The organism is Salibacter sp., assembly GCF_031581065.1.
Classification (GTDB): domain Bacteria; phylum Bacteroidota; class Bacteroidia; order Flavobacteriales_G; family Salibacteraceae; genus Salibacter.
Map to the genome: position 1 here is coordinate 27,226 of NZ_JAVLBN010000010.1, position 16,737 is coordinate 43,962.

Annotated in this window: 21 protein-coding genes; 16 read left to right on the top strand and 5 right to left on the bottom strand. The window is 37.8% G+C overall.

The window, feature by feature from the left end; translation table 11 throughout:
• Positions 1 to 2: 2 nt before the first annotated feature.
• On the bottom strand, positions 3 to 1,037 hold the full coding sequence (locus RI557_RS04200) for an acyl-CoA reductase (protein ID WP_310682358.1): 1,035 nt from the start codon (positions 1,035 to 1,037) through the stop codon (positions 3 to 5).
• A 44-nt stretch (positions 1,038 to 1,081) separates the two neighbouring features.
• Between RI557_RS04200 and RI557_RS04205 the strand changes: the two genes are divergently transcribed.
• The 6 genes from RI557_RS04205 (at position 1,082) to RI557_RS04230 (ending at position 6,193) form a co-directional block, all read left to right on the top strand.
• Entirely contained in the window at positions 1,082 to 1,948 is an 867-nt protein-coding gene (locus RI557_RS04205; RefSeq protein WP_310682361.1) for a hypothetical protein, read from the top strand.
• 84 nt (positions 1,949 to 2,032) lie between these two features.
• Complete coding sequence (gene serC / locus RI557_RS04210; RefSeq protein WP_310682363.1) at positions 2,033 to 3,097, top strand: 3-phosphoserine/phosphohydroxythreonine transaminase; 1,065 nt, start codon at positions 2,033 to 2,035, stop codon at positions 3,095 to 3,097.
• Between the two features lie 28 nt (positions 3,098 to 3,125).
• Positions 3,126 to 4,079 (top strand): D-2-hydroxyacid dehydrogenase, encoded by a 954-nt coding sequence (locus tag RI557_RS04215; RefSeq protein ID WP_310682365.1) that lies wholly within the window; start codon positions 3,126 to 3,128, stop codon positions 4,077 to 4,079.
• A 127-nt stretch (positions 4,080 to 4,206) separates the two neighbouring features.
• Positions 4,207 to 4,863: a fructose-6-phosphate aldolase gene (fsa, locus tag RI557_RS04220; protein ID WP_310667048.1), complete on the top strand. Its 657-nt coding sequence runs from the start codon at positions 4,207 to 4,209 to the stop codon at positions 4,861 to 4,863.
• 50 nt (positions 4,864 to 4,913) lie between these two features.
• Positions 4,914 to 5,564 (top strand): hypothetical protein, encoded by a 651-nt coding sequence (locus RI557_RS04225; RefSeq protein ID WP_310667047.1) that lies wholly within the window; start codon positions 4,914 to 4,916, stop codon positions 5,562 to 5,564.
• On the top strand, positions 5,564 to 6,193 hold the full coding sequence (locus tag RI557_RS04230; RefSeq protein WP_310667046.1) for an L-threonylcarbamoyladenylate synthase: 630 nt from the start codon (positions 5,564 to 5,566) through the stop codon (positions 6,191 to 6,193). Before RI557_RS04225 ends, RI557_RS04230 begins: the two co-directional genes overlap by 1 nt.
• Here the strand turns inward: RI557_RS04230 and RI557_RS04235 are convergent.
• Positions 6,190 to 7,161, bottom strand: a complete 972-nt coding sequence (locus RI557_RS04235; RefSeq protein ID WP_310682367.1) for a lytic transglycosylase domain-containing protein — start codon at positions 7,159 to 7,161, stop codon at positions 6,190 to 6,192. The genes RI557_RS04230 and RI557_RS04235 overlap by 4 nt on opposite strands.
• On the bottom strand, positions 7,148 to 7,705 hold the full coding sequence (gene rfbC / locus RI557_RS04240; protein ID WP_310667044.1) for a dTDP-4-dehydrorhamnose 3,5-epimerase: 558 nt from the start codon (positions 7,703 to 7,705) through the stop codon (positions 7,148 to 7,150). The genes RI557_RS04235 and rfbC overlap by 14 nt, the downstream gene beginning before the upstream one ends.
• Positions 7,706 to 7,763: 58 nt before the next feature.
• On the opposite strand from rfbC, the gene RI557_RS04245 reads away from it, so the two are divergent.
• From RI557_RS04245 to RI557_RS04270, 6 genes are read left to right on the top strand one after another with little or no spacing between them, the layout of a single operon-like run.
• Complete coding sequence (locus tag RI557_RS04245) at positions 7,764 to 9,341, top strand: glycosyltransferase family 39 protein (protein WP_310667043.1); 1,578 nt, start codon at positions 7,764 to 7,766, stop codon at positions 9,339 to 9,341.
• A 2-nt stretch (positions 9,342 to 9,343) separates the two neighbouring features.
• The gene (locus tag RI557_RS04250) at positions 9,344 to 9,715 is read left to right on the top strand and encodes a hypothetical protein (protein WP_310667042.1); all 372 of its coding nucleotides are present in this window, start codon (positions 9,344 to 9,346) and stop codon (positions 9,713 to 9,715) included.
• A 56-nt stretch (positions 9,716 to 9,771) separates the two neighbouring features.
• Complete coding sequence (gene hutI / locus RI557_RS04255; RefSeq protein ID WP_310667041.1) at positions 9,772 to 11,019, top strand: imidazolonepropionase; 1,248 nt, start codon at positions 9,772 to 9,774, stop codon at positions 11,017 to 11,019.
• Positions 11,003 to 11,416, top strand: a complete 414-nt coding sequence (locus RI557_RS04260; RefSeq protein WP_310667040.1) for a DUF2141 domain-containing protein — start codon at positions 11,003 to 11,005, stop codon at positions 11,414 to 11,416. The genes hutI and RI557_RS04260 overlap by 17 nt, the downstream gene beginning before the upstream one ends.
• A gap of 12 nt (positions 11,417 to 11,428) precedes the next feature.
• Positions 11,429 to 11,704: a hypothetical protein gene (locus RI557_RS04265; RefSeq protein ID WP_310667039.1), complete on the top strand. Its 276-nt coding sequence runs from the start codon at positions 11,429 to 11,431 to the stop codon at positions 11,702 to 11,704.
• The gene (locus RI557_RS04270; RefSeq protein WP_310667038.1) at positions 11,689 to 11,832 is read left to right on the top strand and encodes a hypothetical protein; all 144 of its coding nucleotides are present in this window, start codon (positions 11,689 to 11,691) and stop codon (positions 11,830 to 11,832) included. Before RI557_RS04265 ends, RI557_RS04270 begins: the two co-directional genes overlap by 16 nt.
• A gap of 50 nt (positions 11,833 to 11,882) precedes the next feature.
• Here RI557_RS04270 and RI557_RS04275 read toward each other — a convergent pair whose 3' ends face one another.
• The gene (locus RI557_RS04275; protein WP_310682369.1) at positions 11,883 to 12,485 is read right to left on the bottom strand and encodes a hypothetical protein; all 603 of its coding nucleotides are present in this window, start codon (positions 12,483 to 12,485) and stop codon (positions 11,883 to 11,885) included.
• A 139-nt stretch (positions 12,486 to 12,624) separates the two neighbouring features.
• The gene (locus RI557_RS04280; RefSeq protein ID WP_310667036.1) at positions 12,625 to 13,242 is read right to left on the bottom strand and encodes a hypothetical protein; all 618 of its coding nucleotides are present in this window, start codon (positions 13,240 to 13,242) and stop codon (positions 12,625 to 12,627) included.
• Between the two features lie 531 nt (positions 13,243 to 13,773).
• On the opposite strand from RI557_RS04280, the gene RI557_RS04285 reads away from it, so the two are divergent.
• The 4 genes from RI557_RS04285 (at position 13,774) to RI557_RS04300 (ending at position 16,682) form a co-directional block, all read left to right on the top strand.
• Entirely contained in the window at positions 13,774 to 14,049 is a 276-nt protein-coding gene (locus tag RI557_RS04285; RefSeq protein WP_310667035.1) for a hypothetical protein, read from the top strand.
• Between the two features lie 60 nt (positions 14,050 to 14,109).
• Complete coding sequence (locus tag RI557_RS04290) at positions 14,110 to 14,487, top strand: LytTR family DNA-binding domain-containing protein (protein WP_310682371.1); 378 nt, start codon at positions 14,110 to 14,112, stop codon at positions 14,485 to 14,487.
• An 88-nt stretch (positions 14,488 to 14,575) separates the two neighbouring features.
• Positions 14,576 to 14,932, top strand: coding sequence for a hypothetical protein (locus RI557_RS04295; RefSeq protein ID WP_310667033.1), 357 nt, complete (start codon positions 14,576 to 14,578; stop codon positions 14,930 to 14,932).
• Positions 14,933 to 15,395: 463 nt separating this feature from the next.
• Positions 15,396 to 16,682: a hypothetical protein gene (locus tag RI557_RS04300; RefSeq protein ID WP_310682376.1), complete on the top strand. Its 1,287-nt coding sequence runs from the start codon at positions 15,396 to 15,398 to the stop codon at positions 16,680 to 16,682.
• Positions 16,683 to 16,737: the final 55 nt, after the last annotated feature.

A 16,737-nucleotide genomic window follows, 5' to 3' on the forward strand; every position in this document is an offset into this window, starting at 1 on the left:
TGTTATAACAATGTGACCAAAAATTTAAGAGTATTGACGTTATCAGCATACTCCCATAATTTTGGGATTTGTGTTTCCCCAAAGTTAATACCTTCTTTTCCAACAACGCATTGTATCAACTCACTTTTTTGCTTTATTTCTTTTTCTACATCTTCTCTTTCTTTGTAAAAGTCATAATACAACACGCCTACAGGTGATGACAGGGCTTCTTCATTTTTTCTCAAAATGAGAAAATTATTATCAAGTAACCCTTCTTCCTTATTCAATAGGTAAATTGTGCGATTGTACTCGTAGTTATTCATGTACTTTGTGTTTTGCTGAACGAATCCAAAATCAACAATACTCTCAAAGAACTCGTCAAAATTGAATCCTTCAGGAACATAGACTTTTGAAATATTTCGGCATCCCAGTCCGTAGTATTGAAAAACATCCCTACCCAGTCTTTCCAGTTCCTCCTTTGATTCATTGCCTTCTAGTACAGCAACAGAATTTCGGTTCTTACGAATGATGTTAGGATACTTTCCAAAATAATGTTCAAAATAACGAGCTGAGTTATCGCTCCCGGTAGCAATAATCGCATCGATTTGAGGAAGTCTGTCACCCGTAAAATGAATTCGCTCTTTAAATCGGGGTTCTATTTTAATGAGTAATTCACTCAGGTAAGGCAATAATAACTTGTCTTTATGCGATAACTTCCCTGCAAAAGAATGTCCTGCAATCAATACAGAAAGCCAGTCGTGAAAGCCAACCATCGGGATATTACCTGCCATGATAGTTCCCACTACACGCTCACCGTTGTAATTCAGCATGTCAGAATACTCAGTTGTCCACTGCTCTAACTTATCTTCATTCAACAAATCAGCATTGTGGGCAATAGCATCTCTTGTAAATCGTTCACTAAACCAGCCGTTTTGGTGATAGGCTCTGATCAATAAATCATTTAATGGATGCATACCATCACCTTCTGCTTTAGCGAGCTGTTTTTCCAACTCAGTCCCCAACTGGTCAAATGCCTTTATGCGCTCTTTTAAGTTCATTCAATATTTGGCTTTAATTTTGCAATTAAACGAAAAAACGAATAATGCGAATTACTCTTTTACTCTTTTTTCTTTTTGAAGCTTCACTGTTTTTCGGTCAGAGCCCAACCGAACTGGCCGCAAAGATAGCGCACTACAAATCAAAACAAGTTGAAGCTCAGTCTCAGTCGGGGACAATAAGTTACAACGATTCACTCGTTCGAGCTGTAAAACAGTTCCTCAATACTGAAGATAGCTATGAAGTAAAGATCGAAACCAAATTTTTGGGAGACCTGCGTTCGCCTGATGATGAATTTAGAATCATAACATGGAACATTCCTGAGAGGCAAGGCTCTTTCACCTATTTTGCTTTCATCCAATTTGAAGATGATCGGCCATGGGTTCAGCTACACGATGGATCTGACCAATACGAAAGCCGACCTCTTTACAAAACCATGAATGCTGAAAACTGGTACGGGGCACTCTACTATGAAATCATTCCATTTAAAAGTTCAGGCAAAGAATATTACGCCCTGTTGGGTTGGGATGGCAACAGCAATATGTCCAATAAAAAGGTAATTGAAATCGCTCATTTTGATAAAAAGGGCAAGCCCACTTTTGGAGCTCAGGTTTTTAGTGATGACAAACTCAAAAACAGAGTTGTATTTGAATTCAAAAAAGATGCTACACTATCATTGAGGTACCACGAGGATGATGAGCGCATTGTTTTCAACCACTTAGAACCACTAAATCCTGAGATGGAAGGCATTTACTCTTTCTATGTGCCAAATTTGAATTTTGATGCCTATCAATTGAAAAAAGGAAAATGGGAATTCGTTGAAAATGTGGAAGTCATCATGGAAACAAAAAGTATTTTCCACGACCCGAGAGGAAGAAAAGAACCGGTTAAAAAGCCCGGCAACCCAAAATAGTTTGGTCACTATATTAAGAAATGGGTAACATGTAGTCGAAAAAAGTTTGTTTATTTCGTAGTCACAAAAATAAATTCATTAAAAATGGCTAAAGTTCACAATTTCAGTGCAGGTCCCTGCATTTTACCACAAGAGGTTTTTAAAGAAGCATCACAAAGTGTCCTGGATTTTGACAACTTAGGACTCTCAATTCTCGAAATCAGCCATAGAAGTGAAAACTTCGTGCGAGTTATGGAAGAAGCGAGAGAGCTCGTAAAAGAGTTGCTCAACATCCCTAAAGGCTACACAGTTCTTTTCTTACAGGGTGGAGCGAGTACAGGATTTTTAATGGCTCCTTACAACTTGCTTACTGAAAATGGAACTGCCGGTTACATGAATACCGGAACCTGGTCAACAAAAGCGATCAAGGAAGCAAAAAAGATGGGCAATGTTGATGTCATAGTTTCCAGCGAAGATGAAAACTTCAAGTATATCCCAAAAGATATTCAGATCCCATCTGGCCTCGACTATGTTCACTACACGGCTAACAACACGATTTACGGAACTCAGTACAAGAAACTACCACAAACTGATAATTTCCTCGTTTGTGATATGAGTTCTGACATTTTTAGCCGACCTGTAACAATCAACGCTTACGATATTATTTATGCAGGCGCTCAAAAAAATATTGGTCCGGCCGGAACAACAATGTACATCGTTAACGAAGAAGTTTTCAATAAAAGTGGTCGTGATATTCCTTCAATGCTCGACTTTGAAGTACACCACAAAAAAGACAGCATGTTCAATACGCCATCAGTATTTGCTGTTTATGCAACAATGCTCAACTTGCGTTACATGAAAGCAAATGGCGGTGTTGAAGCGATGAAGAAGAAAGCTCAGGAGCGTTCTGAAATGATCTATAATGAAATCGATGAAAATCCACTGTTTGAAGGTTATGCAAACAAGGAAGATCGCTCGAGCATGAACGCTACTTTCACATTGACTGATGAGAGTTACAAAGAGAAATTTGACAAGCTTTGGAAAGAAGCAAACATCAACGGTATCAAAGGGCATAGATCAGTTGGTGGTTACCGTGCTTCTATGTACAACGCACTTCCAATTGAAAGTGTTGAAGCTCTTGTCAATGTGATGAAAAAACTTAGAAGTTAATAACTCAAAACCCTTAATTGTATTACACATGAAAGTACTTGCTAATGACGGCATTTCGCCATCAGGACTGGAAAAGTTAGAACAAAACGGTTTTGAAGTAGATACGAATAAGCGCGAACAAGATGATCTTGTCGAAGCTATCAACAACGACAACTTTGGCGCTCTACTCGTTCGTAGCGCGACTAAAGTGCGCAAAGAACACATTGATGCATGTCCAAATTTAAAAGCCATCATCCGAGGTGGTGTGGGTATGGACAACATTGATGTTGAGTATGCCCGTGAAAAAGGAATATTCGTTTCCAATACACCGGCTGCTTCTTCGCAGGCAGTTGCTGAACTCACAATGGCTCACCTCTACTCTATCGCTCGCGGATTATTTGACAGTAACCGCAATATGCCTAAAACCGGAGGATCTGACTTTAAAAAGCTCAAGAAAAAATACGCTAAAGGTGTTGAGTTGAGAGGTAAAACAATTGGTATTCTCGGTTTTGGTCGTATCGGTCAATATACTGCTAAATACGCTCTGGGAAATGGAATGAATGTAGTTGCTTTCAACCGTACTCCTAAAGAAGTAGAAATCGATCTCGAATTACCAGGTATTGAAGCAAAGAAAACGATCAAAACAGTTTCGAAGGAGGAAGTTTTGAAACAGGCAGACTTCATCACGCTTCACGTTCCCGCTCAATCTGACGGGAACGCAGTGATTGGAAAAGCAGAATTTGACATGATGAAAGATGGCGCCTTTATCGTGAATACTGCAAGAGGCGGTGTTGTTGATGAAGATGCTTTGATGAGTGCAATCGATAGCGGAAAAATAAAATATGCCGGTGTCGATGTGTTTGTCAACGAACCAACTCCCAGCGATAAAATACTCGCTCACGAAGGAATCAGTTTGAGTCCGCACATTGGTGCAGCTACAGTTGAAGCTCAAGACAGGATCGGAATAGAAATCGCTGATCTGCTTATTGGCGAGTTTAAATAATCGTAAAATACTAATTGAAAAGGGGATTGATAATTTTATTGATCCCCTTATTCTATTTTAACTACTGCAAAAAACTACCTTTGCAAAATATTGCAAAAAGCAGTCATAAAAATCAAAAAAGTATCACATGAAATTCTTCATTGACACAGCAAATCTTGATCAAATCAAAGAAGCACACGAACTGGGGGTACTCGATGGTGTAACGACAAACCCTTCGCTGATGGCGAAAGAAGGCATTACCGGAGAGCAGAATATCATCGATCATTACGTGAAAATTTGCGAAATGGTTGACGGCCCCGTAAGTGCTGAAGTAATTTCTACAGACTTTGATGGCATCGTAAAGGAAGGAGAACGACTCGCTGAACTACATGATAATATTGTGGTTAAGGTTCCCATGATCAAAGAAGGAATTAAAGCGATCAAGTATTTTTCAGAAAAAGGGATCAAGACAAATTGCACACTTGTTTTTTCTGCGGGTCAGGCACTGCTAGCCGCTAAAGCAGGAGCAACTTTTGTTTCGCCATTCATTGGAAGAATTGACGATATTTCATCTGACGGAATTGAATTGATCCACAAGATCAGATTGATTTACGATAACTACATGTTTGATACTGAAATTCTGGCTGCCAGTGTTCGTCACACAATGCACGTAATCGAGTGTGCTGAGGCCGGGTCTGATATCATGACAGGGCCGCTTTCATCGATTACAGGCTTGTTAAAGCATCCATTAACCGATATCGGTCTGGAAAAATTCCTGGCTGATTACCGAAAAGGAAACAGCTAAACAATAGTTATATTTTTAGCGAAAAGCTTAATTTCACAGCAAAATAATTGATGATGAAATCGTTTTCAATTACTGTGATATTGAGCTTTTTGCTTTTTGCAGCTTTTGGTCAGAACCAAAATAACACACCATTTATCGAAGATCCGGGTTATCATCCTGTTTATATCCTTAGCGACACGCATCGAATTAAGGGTGACACGATTAATGATCCCAATAATGCTCTCCACAGCTCATTGATTGAAAATGATACTGCTTTTCACGTAGTTTATCATTACGGCCGTTATCCGGGCATGATCTTTTTCAAAAAAAGACCGCAATACATCGATCAAAAATGTGAGCTGGAAATTTATAAGTTCAATGGAGGAAGGCACGTGGGAATTACCCGTCAACTCAAGTATCAAAAAAACGATTCCATTGATATTGAAACCACAGCCTTTTATGTCCTGGATCCACACAACATGAAAATTGGAGGCTACTTTCCATATTCATACAAAGAAATTAGAAAGAAGGATTCAACAATTATTTACAGCGAAGAAAGAGAAGTCTCCCATATCACAAAATATGCGCTTTTAAACGTCAGTGAAATCAAGTATCACCCGGCAAACAACAACGAAAGTTCTCCCGTATTTATCACTACAGGAAAACCCGGAAAATATTCCTATGCAAGAGGAAAATTCATGATATCAAAAAGATTCAAGTAATGGCTGCTGAAAAAATTCGCATCAATCCTGATAACGTCAATGCAAGTGAGATTGACCGCGTTGTATCCATTCTAAAAAATGGAGGTGTCATAGTTTATCCTACAGATACAGTTTACGGAATAGGCTGTGACATTACCAATAAAAAAGCTGTAGAAAAAGTAGCACGCCTAAAGGGTGTAAAAGCCAAAGAAGCTAAATTCGCGATGATCTTCCACGACCTCAGTCATCTTTCAGAATACACCAAGCCACTTGACAACACAACCTTCAGGTTGATGAAGAAAGCTCTGCCGGGACCTTTCACCTTTATACTTGAAGCAAACAATCAGGTTCCGAAGATTTTCGCAAACAAGAAAAAGGAAGTTGGTATTCGAATACCCGATCATGAAATTCCAAGAGAAATTGTTCGCGTACTGGGAAACCCAATTGTGACAACATCAGTTCACGATGATGATGAAATAGTTGAATATACTACAGATCCCGATGATGTTTACGAACAATTCAAAAACCTTGTTGATGCAGTTGTAGATGGCGGATTTGGAAATAATATTCCGTCTACAATAGTTGACTGCACCGGTGATAGTTTAGAAATTATTAGACAGGGAATGGGCGAAATCGAGGATTTGAATTAACCCCTCTTATTCGAATCGAGCATCAATTTTGACATTGCCGATTCCTCAGGTAACTTGATGTCATAAGACTTACCTGCTCTATTTCTCAAATAGCTCTGTCTCAACCACGGATTCAAATTTTTTAAAACCTTGTAGTTGATACCCTTATCTTTTGCGAAAGCTGCAAAATCATCAACTGACGTGTCAATTTTTACAATTTCGGTTTTAATAGGTTCCCACAAATGCTCATCCCTGTATTGAAAACCGTATTTACTGGGATGATCCAATATTTCTTTGGCAGCTAAAATTCTGAATACATAGCGAGCAGTTTCAGTATTGAGCAACAAATCGTAATAGTTTGAGGCTTTTTGTCTTTCTAATTGATGCTCCAATCCGTTTTGCCCCATATTGTAAGAAGCTGCTGCCAATGTCCATGTACCAAACTTTTCTTTCGCTTCTTTCAGGTATTTACAAGCTGCTTCAGTCGCTTTTTCAACATGATAACGCTCATCAACTTCATCGTTTATTTCCAACCCGTACTCACGACCAGAACCTTCCATGAATTGCCAAAAACCTGTTGCTCCGGCCGGTGATACAACCTGTGTAAGTCCGCTCTCGATCAGAGCCAGATATTTAAAATCCTCAGGCACACCGTTTTCTTTGAGAATTGGTTCAATAACAGGGAACCACTTATTTGAGCGTTTCAGATAAAGAAGTGTATTCGACTGCCAGTACGTATTGACGTGTAATTCACGATCGAGCTTTTCACTCACATCACTCAACTGCAATGGAACTACTTCTCCGGCAAAACTCAGGTTCTGAGGGAGGTTAAGCGAGTAAATTTTATAGTCGCGATTGAAGTAGTCCTGGTAAGTTCGTTCATTTTCAGCTTTGCTATCGGTTTTAGCAGATGTAAAAAACTCAGCTACTCCGGCACCAACAATAATCAACGAAAAAATAGCTATTAAACTTGCGTTACTTCTTTTCATATTCAAACGGACTCTCAAATAATTTAAAATCTTCATTCTTTTTATCCTTCTCTGATAAAATGGGGTTTTCAACTTTCCAGTCGATGTTTAAGTCAGGATCGTTATACATGATTCCCCCTTCATGGCTCGGACTGTAATAATCAGAACACTTATAAGCAAAAACCGTGTTATCCTCTAACGTTACAAACCCATGTGCAAAACCAACAGGAATGTATAGCTGATACTGATTTGTAGCATTTAATTCTACACCAAAAGTTTTTCCATAAGTGGGAGATCCTACACGAATATCGAGAGCCACATCATAAACAGCTCCTGAAATTACTCTAACCAATTTTGCCTGAGCAAATTCACCTGTTTGAAAGTGTAATCCTCTAAGCACATTTTTTTGCGATAGGCTTTGGTTGTCCTGAACAAACTCATCCTTTATTCCTACGCTCTCAAAAGTCTTTTTGTTATAAGACTCAAAAAAATAGCCTCTGTGATCACCAAAAATTTTTGGCTTGAGTAATTTTAACCCTTCAATTGGCTCATCTATAATTTCCATTGACTAAACTTGCAGTAAATTTTGCCGAAGATAAAACATCGACCTTTCCTCAAGAATAATGAAATCAGATTTTGTAAATAGCAGTTTGTGGAAAGCAATTAAAAAGAACGCCCACCTGATACTGGTACTGGGAGTTGTCATTTTAATCTTTTCAGAACACAACCTGGAAAACGAATTCCATCGTTTACCTCAAGGTCCGCATGCATGGCGACAAGCAGATTGCCTGAGCTTTGCGAATAGGTTCTACCACGACAACAACTCTATTTTTGAGCCGGCTGTAATGAATCTTGGTGAACCCGGTACAGGAAAGGTAGCCGGTGAGTTTCCTATTCTCAATTACACTGCAGCTCAAATTTGGAAAATTACCGGTGTTGAAGAAGGCTACTACCGAATAATGAATTTCTCTATCTTTTTGCTTGGACTCTTTTTTCTCGCAGACTTAGTAAAAAAACTAACAAGCAACTTTTTGGCGGGTCCGGCAATGGGGCTTCTTTTAGCCTGCTCCCCCATCATCATTTACTATGGTTTTAATTTTCTTGCTGATGTCCCGGCATTAGGGTTGCAACTCATAACACTGTGGGCCGGATGGCACTATTTTAAATTCAGGAAACGAAAACACCTCGTTATCTTTTTGATAGTGGGTTTGCTGGTCGGACTCATCAAAGCGAGCGGAATGATGGCTTTTTTGGCAGTACTGGGAGCTTTCTTTTTTTCGAATCTCAGCACCGTCAAATGGAACGTAAAAAACTGGCTAAAACCGATGTGGCTCTATATTGGGCTTCTGACCGTAATTGCAATTCAAGCTTCCTGGTATATTTATGCAGATGCCTACAGTAGAGCTGAACCTCTTCATGAAGCAGAGTTTTTCCTCGTTGGTCTTCTTCCTATTTGGGAAATGGATGCCGAATGGATTAACCGAAACATCGATACTGCGATAACTCTTTGGGGAAAGCACTACTACAATATTTGGGTACTTTACGTTTCGGCATTTTTGTTAGTGATGAATTTCATTTTCATTAAAAGAGTCCCACTTTTTTGGCGATATGTTCAATCGTTTGTGCTCCTTGGAGTCATTGCTTTTTTCATCCTTTTCTTCCAGCCATTAGCACATCATGATTATTATTTACTCAACTGCTATATTCTCTTTCCAGTTACCTGGATTACGAGTTTACTCATTTTAAAGAGTTTTGGTGTTTACGAAAAACCCGCTGTATGGACCGGAGCAATCGCACTAACGATTTTTGCAATGGGTAATATCGAATATGCCAAAGAGCAGTATAATAGCAGGTACATGTTTTGGCGAAACGCTAAATACAGAGATCAATTCAGCAGGCTTGAAGGATTAGAACCAATCCTAAGAGAAAAGGGAATCAAGAGAACTGACCCTTTTATCGTTCCAAATGACATGAGCATTCAAATCAGTTTGTATTATTTGAACCAACTCGGTTACCAGGGTTTTCAAATCAAAAAAGATCCTGAGAATATGCGCTACTGGATTGAGAAAGGTGCTCAATACGCTGTAGCCATGAGTGAAGAAGAAGTGAAAAGCGATTACTTTGTTCCATTCACCAAAGACACTGTGCTTGTCAAAAACAATGTTTATATTGTTGAACTTATTGATAAAAATGAGCTCTGACTATGAAGAAACTACTCACTTTTTTCGCACTTTCTATTTTCGCTTTTGTTGGTTGTGATGATGATGAAGATCAGCCAGAACCACAAAGCAAAACGAACTACGGGAACCTCTACCTCGTCATGGATGCACCCGCAACGGCTGTTGTTTATGATGAAATTACAGGCGATACCATTGACTTTGGATTTATGCGTAGGAATCATCAACGCAGATTGAAGAAGACATCGGGTGATTCACTCCATTACCGCGTAGAAGCTGATACGAGTTTCACTTTCATTTTGGAATTCAACACTTTCGTTTGGGAGAGCCGTTACGTCAACGATACAACTTACACCTACAAAAACGAACTCAAGGTATCGAACCCTCCGCAGTATTAGTGATCTGACCGTGAAAAACGGTTGAAAAATGTAGCTTTGCCCAAAATTTCAAGGGTATGAAGAAGACACTGATCAAGCACATCAAAACACTTTACCAGGTTGAGTCAGAACCGCGCGAAAAAGTAGCCGGGAAAGATATGGCAACCCTGCCACTTATCGAAGATGCTTACCTGGCCATTGAAGGTGACACTATCGTTGATTTTGGTCCTATGACAGACCTTCACGGTGTAACAGACTGGAATGATCTCGATGTTATTGACGCTGACGGAAAAATGGTTCTTCCGGCCTGGTGCGACTCGCATACCCATATCGTTTTTGCCAGGACGCGAGAAGGCGAATTCGTTGATCGCATCAAAGGCCTGAGTTATCAGGATATTGCAGCCAAAGGAGGCGGAATTTTAAACTCGGCAAAAAGGTTGCGCGATACATCTGAAGAAGACTTATTCCAAAGCGCTATGCAGCGAGTAAAGGAAATGGTCAGAACCGGAACCGGGGCGATTGAAGTAAAGAGTGGTTATGGCCTCACAGTTGAGTCTGAGTTGAAAATGCTACGCGTAGCAAAAAGACTCAAAGAAGAAGCCCCAGTCGCTATAAAATCGACTTTTCTTGGAGCTCATGCCATTCCGGCCGAGTATAAAGACAACAGAAAAGGCTATATCGACCTTATCGTCAATGAAATGATTCCGGCTGTTGCTGAGGAAGGCCTGGCCGAATACATCGATATTTTTTGCGAACAGGGTTACTTCACCAATGAAGAGACTGACCGCGTACTCGAAGCCGGTGCAAAATACGGTATGATCCCAAAGATTCACGTCAATCAATTTTCGAATACCGGAGGCGTCCAAACCGGAATAAAACACAACGCAAGAACAGTTGATCATTTAGAGGAAATGGGAAAAGATGAGATTGATGCCCTGCTGAAAAGCAATACAATGCCCGTTTCACTTCCTTCGTGTTCTTTCTTTCTCAGCATTCCATATACTCCGGCCAGAGAAATCATCGATGCCGGATTACCCTTAGCTATTGCTACAGATTACAATCCGGGTTCAACTCCATCAGGAAATATTCCGTTTTTACTTTCGTTAGCTTGTATCAAACAAAAGCTCACGCCAGAAGAAGCGATAAACGCTGTCACCCTAAACGGTGCTTACGCGATGGGACTTGAAAAAACGCACGGCTCAATTGCAGTTGGTAAAAAAGCTAATTTAATCATCACGAAAGAAATGGATGATATTGCATTGATTCCGTACGCATTTGGTAGTGAACATATCGATCAAACAATATTAAATGGTCAAATTCAGTAACTTTTTACTCCTTTCGATTTTCAGTTTCGCTCTATTCGGATTTCAAACGGGATCTCGATGTGATCTGACCGTGAAATTCCCACAACTCGAAAACCTGGAAGGTAAAATCCTAATCAAGCTTCTCAATGAAGATGAAGAATTGGTTGATCGTGCAATTGTCAATGTTAAGCGTGGAGTTCCGCAATATACTTTCATGAAGCTGAAAGCGGGAAGTTATGCTGTTGTTGCGTTTCAGGATTTGAATGGAAATAAGGATATCGACAAGGGCTTTTTTGGTCAGCCCACTGAGCCTTACGGATTTTCAAATAACGTAAGAGGAACATTTGGTCCTCCTTCATTTGAGAAGCAGCTCTTTACGCTGAGTGGAAATAAGGTGATTGAAGTTATTTTAGATTAAAATTCAAGCAATATGCATCCGGTCTTGAGGAATGTTTTAATTGTCATTGGTGGCTTGATCATCGGTAGTTTTGTCAACATGGGAATAATCATGATTAGCGGATCTATCATTCCGCCTCCTGAAGGTGTTGACCCTAGCAACATGGAGAGTTTAAAAAATGGAATGGATCAATTTGAGGCTAAACACTTTTTATTTCCCTTTTTAGCTCATGCCCTGGCACTTTGGTGGGAGCAATTTTTGCGGGGAAGTTCTCAGCGAATCGCAAACAAGCTATGTCGCTCATTATAGGAGTTTTCTTTCTTATTGGAGGCATCATGAATGTTTACATGCTTCCTTCTCCCATGTGGTTTAGCATAGTTGATCTTGTGTTTGCCTACATTCCGATGGCGGTTCTCGGTTATAGAATTGGGAAATAAAAAAGCCGCTTTGTTTTCAAAGCGGCTTCATCAAATCACTCTACTCCAGGTTATTCCGTGTATCCGATGTATGTAACCTCACCTTCAAAACTAATTGAGTCAGACTCATCACTTGTGTAGGCCATGGCTTCAAAAACAGCTGAAACTCTATTTTTGCTGGTATCAAACTCTGTTACCTCCATAGAGCCATAAGTAGATTTAGAATTAGAACTAAAAATGGTAGTTGTACCATTTGATTCTGTCCTCACATAACTGAAAGAAAAACGCTCACATATATTAGTATTGTTTCCTACTTCAATGCAGTTGTTACCTTCTACAGTATAATTTTTCTCCTCGATCGTGGGATCATCATTTGTTACCTCATACGGATTATGTGCAGTAATAGTAATGACATCCTGATTTTGATCAATCATTGTTACTTCAATTGTATTATCCTTGACGGAACTGGAAAAAATAGTAGTTTCACTTCTGTAACGTGCATTAATGGCATTTGAATCTGGAATTGCAAACTCATCACTGCCAAGGGTTACTGAATATTCAACTTCTCTTGGCTCTGGTTTTGGCTGAGGATCGTCATCATCGTCATCTTTACAAGATGAAAACACTAACAATGCAGACAATACTATCCAGCCAAGACTTTTAAAGTTTTTCATAAAATTAAATTTTAGGTTGAATTTCAATAATACAAATTTAACTCTGAAGTAATATAAAAAAGTTCGTATTAATTGTAAAGACAGTGTAGAGGATAGAAGCTGAATACAAAGCAGCCTTTAAATTGTTATGTAAAACTAGTTACCTCAATAAATACCCTAATTTAAAATCAAAATTTAGCCAACCTCCAACCCCACTTTTATCAATGTATGGAGCATCAGCATACATCAATGACGGGCCAGCCAATAGCTCTAATGTCAGGTTTCCCGTCTTATCTTTATCCCAAAACACTTTAAAACCAGCGTTTGCAGAGAGTGATGTTCTGTAGCCAAATTCTAATACTGCCGTTTCGTTGTAGGCGAGCTTAGATTGCGTAATGATATTATCCCATTCAGTACTGACGAAAAATCCGCTGTGCGGTTTTAACTCCTCAGATTTGAAATATTTACGCATCTCACTCGTCAACCGTATTCCACGTAATTGATCAACAGTTTCACCACCAAAAATTGAACTATTCCCAGAGACATCTACCAAGTATCCTACTTCCTGCCCAAAACTCCACCCTTTTTCACCTACCATTTCTAAGCCTATTGAAGCCCCCATTGAGTTAGTGAAGAAATCTCCTATCAAGGGGCTAACCGGCAACTTCAAATGAATCTCACTTTTCTTATCCACTAAAGCGCTATCAGATTGAGCATTGAGTTGTGAGAATAAAAACAGAAAAGCCGATATAATCAGAGCCGTTAGTACCTTTTTCATAAATGTAGTGGTTTATTTGATTTCTATTCCTTGTAATAGTCAACTAAGACAGATTACAGCATTTAAAATTGCACAAGATACAGCCACAATCTCTCTTTCAACAAAAAGGGTAAACCCAAATATTATACATTTTCACACCTTTTTTTAAGTGTATTTAGAACTAATATACCCAAAATTCTGTGAGCAAAGTCAAAAATTCAGCAAATGAAAGCCAACTAATCGCTGCCTTGAGACCAAAAACACCAATATAATAATTTTAAATGAGGGTACGCGTCAAGCTTAGACATCTACACCTTTCTTTTTGTTTCAATAAAAGTAGGCTGCAAGTCATCAAACCATTTTCACTTTACAATTATAACTGATTATCAACGAACTGTATTATTTTGTACGATACACAGTTATTAATGGCCATTAAACGATAAAAGAGGAAATACATGTTTAAACGTGTTTAAACATACCTAATCGAACGGTTATAACTAATATCGAGATATAACTCAAAAATACGAGCAATCATAATTGATTAATAAAAATATGATCAAGCACAGTACATTTAATCAAGAAGAGCTTATTGAAATTTGTAAACTAATTTATCCTAATACTGAATGGAGATTCTGTGCAAAAATTGATCAAAATGATAATTTACATAAAGATATAAAAGCTGAAATAAATTTAAAGAAGTATAAATACCTGGGTGGGGATGATTCAATAATAATTATTGAAATAAATGAAGGTAAATTTATTGGTTTAAAATTTTATTATAAAGGAAATTTAAATGGGGAAATTTATGATGTATATTATATATGGTGAAAGTAGTAGTTATATCACATTTTTTATTTAATATTTTCATAAATAAAATCGAGAGGAAATATGGACGAATACAAATACCAAGGACAAATAAATCAGAACCCGCTTAGCAAGAATGTTGAGCATCAGTTTATTTTTGTGAAAATTGGGAATAAACTCAAACGCATTGAGACTAACAAAATTGAGTTTATTGAAGTCGAAGAAAAATATTGCTCAATTTTTACTGAAACCAGTCAAATTCACGTGAAAATTGCTCTAAAAGATTTCATCAAGAAACTCCCCGAGTCAACTTTTATACGTGTTCACCGCAATTACATAATTAACACTGAATATGTAAACAAAATTAAGTTATATGATAATATTATTAGCGTAAATGATCGCAATATCCCATTCAGTAGAACTTATAAGAAAAACCTAATTGATACCTTGAATGTGATTTAAAACCTAATATAAAATGAATAGTGAAATCAACTTTTAATTAAAGTAGAGAACATAAAATGAATTATTCCAAATAAACAAAAAAATGAAAATGTTGAACAAGTTACTTTCCTTATTTTTATTAGGACTTCTTACAATAAGTTGTGGTGGGGAAAATCAAACAAACAATTCCTCTACAAGGGTTGATGAAATAAAAAAGACGGGGTCTGTTAGTGGAATGTACGAATATGAAGATAACGAAACTACGATAACAGTAAATATATCAGGAGATGCATATTCATCTACAGTTAAAATTAACGGAAGAACTTTTAGCACAGGAAGTGGGGCGGTTATTGGAAGAGGTTTGTACGATGAGTCAGGAAATATTAAAATTGGAGATATTAGAGAAGGCTTTATTAGAATGTCGTTTGCCAGTCATGGGCAAATAAGACTTAACAAAAGAGATTGATGAGTTTTTAAGCATGTTCAGGCTTATCTACAACCAAATTAATTGTAAATAAAGTCTATATGACATACTGGTTGACATTTTTTGCCAGTTGCTAATGAATACGGAAATACTGTGTTTTATGTCTAATGAAAATAATGTAACAAGCTTAACCCAGACGCTAGCTTTCCATTTGAAAGGAAGTCATTGATAAAAAATGGCGATCAAGTGCCACTTTAAACAGCATCATTCGATTTTCACTTGATTACCTTAATTTCAAGATTCACCGTAGAGTTTTACTTTGACTGATTTTTCACTATTTTTGAAATTTTATATTAAAAGATAAATGTTTTCTTAAATGAAGATAATCAAGTCAGTAATTTACTCACTGTAAAGCTTGCTAACGTATTGTTACCCATTTTAGAATTAAGTTCCAATGAGAAAGCTTTCCAGCATAATATATGTCTTTTTTGAAAACTAATACACTATGAAGCAATTGTTGATTTGTCTTCTCTGTTTTTCTTTCAACATTCACAGCTACGCAAGCTATGAAGATAGCGCTATCATCAAGCCAAAATGGTACAAAGGACGAATATCTAAAACGAAGTCAGAGTACTTGAGTAAAAATACATTTTTCAAGGATCTCAAAATCAACCAATTGACATCAAACCATGAGTCTCTTCATGACCATATGATAGAGATCCATTTCCTGGTAAATCGAGGAGATACTTTTGCCTTGTTCTCTGGCTTTTTTGATGTATGGAAATTAACTAATGGTGAGTGGAAAAACTTGTACAAGGGATCATTTAAGGGGTTCAACTACAGTAATAATGTATTTTTTCGAAACGATACCCTCTTCTCTCTGGGAGGTGAAGGATTTTGGACCAATCACATGCATCTCATATACTTTTCTCAAGACCGAGGTGAGTGGGAATATTACATGACTCAAAATAGACCTTTGGGACTCTCAACCAACCAAACTATGATTGTGGGCGATACCATTTATGCACTGTTTTGTAAAACACATGAAGCCAACTCCAAACCTCCCAAAAAAAGGCACTTTATATTCAGTTTCAACTCAAAGAAATGGTTGCCTTTCAGCCTTGATTACACAAATGAGGGTTCCACTCAAATTGCGAGTAATTACGTTTTCAGTTATCAGCTTCAAAATAAGCTTTACTTGATTAGCGGTGGTAACAGGACTGTATTTAATCCTGCACTGCGTAAAATGTTTCTTTATGAAGATCCATCTTACAATATCCCACATGCATATTTTATCAATGATTCAAGTGGTCATTTTGTTTACCATCGAACAGGTAAAGTTACCTCAACAGTTAGTGAGATCCCGCCCGATAAAGAAGGAGCTTTAGTCGCTACTTTCGATTTAAAAAACAATATAAAGCCTACCGAGAATTTGTACAGTTGGTATTTGGCAATATTTGTACCTGCAATATTAATTGGACTGTGGTTTTGGTTTAAAAAAGGACGTCATTTTATCTCGCGCTCAAAATTGGATAACACAAGTGCAGATAAACCATTTGAAAGTGCACTCATTAAAATTCGAGAATCGGGAAAAAAAACTTTGTCATCATCAGAACTAGATAGAATAATTGAAATAGATAATGAAAGCCCAGAGGCTGCTCGTATCAAACGATCTAACTGGATTAAAGAAGTAAATTTATTTTATCGAATACAAAGAGATAAAAACTTGATAACCAGAGAACGCGACCCAAAAGACAGGCGCTTCTATGTTTACAAGTTTCATTTTGATTGAGGAAATTATTCAGGTTCCTCGAATCTCATTATTTTACAGATCATCTCAAAATCCA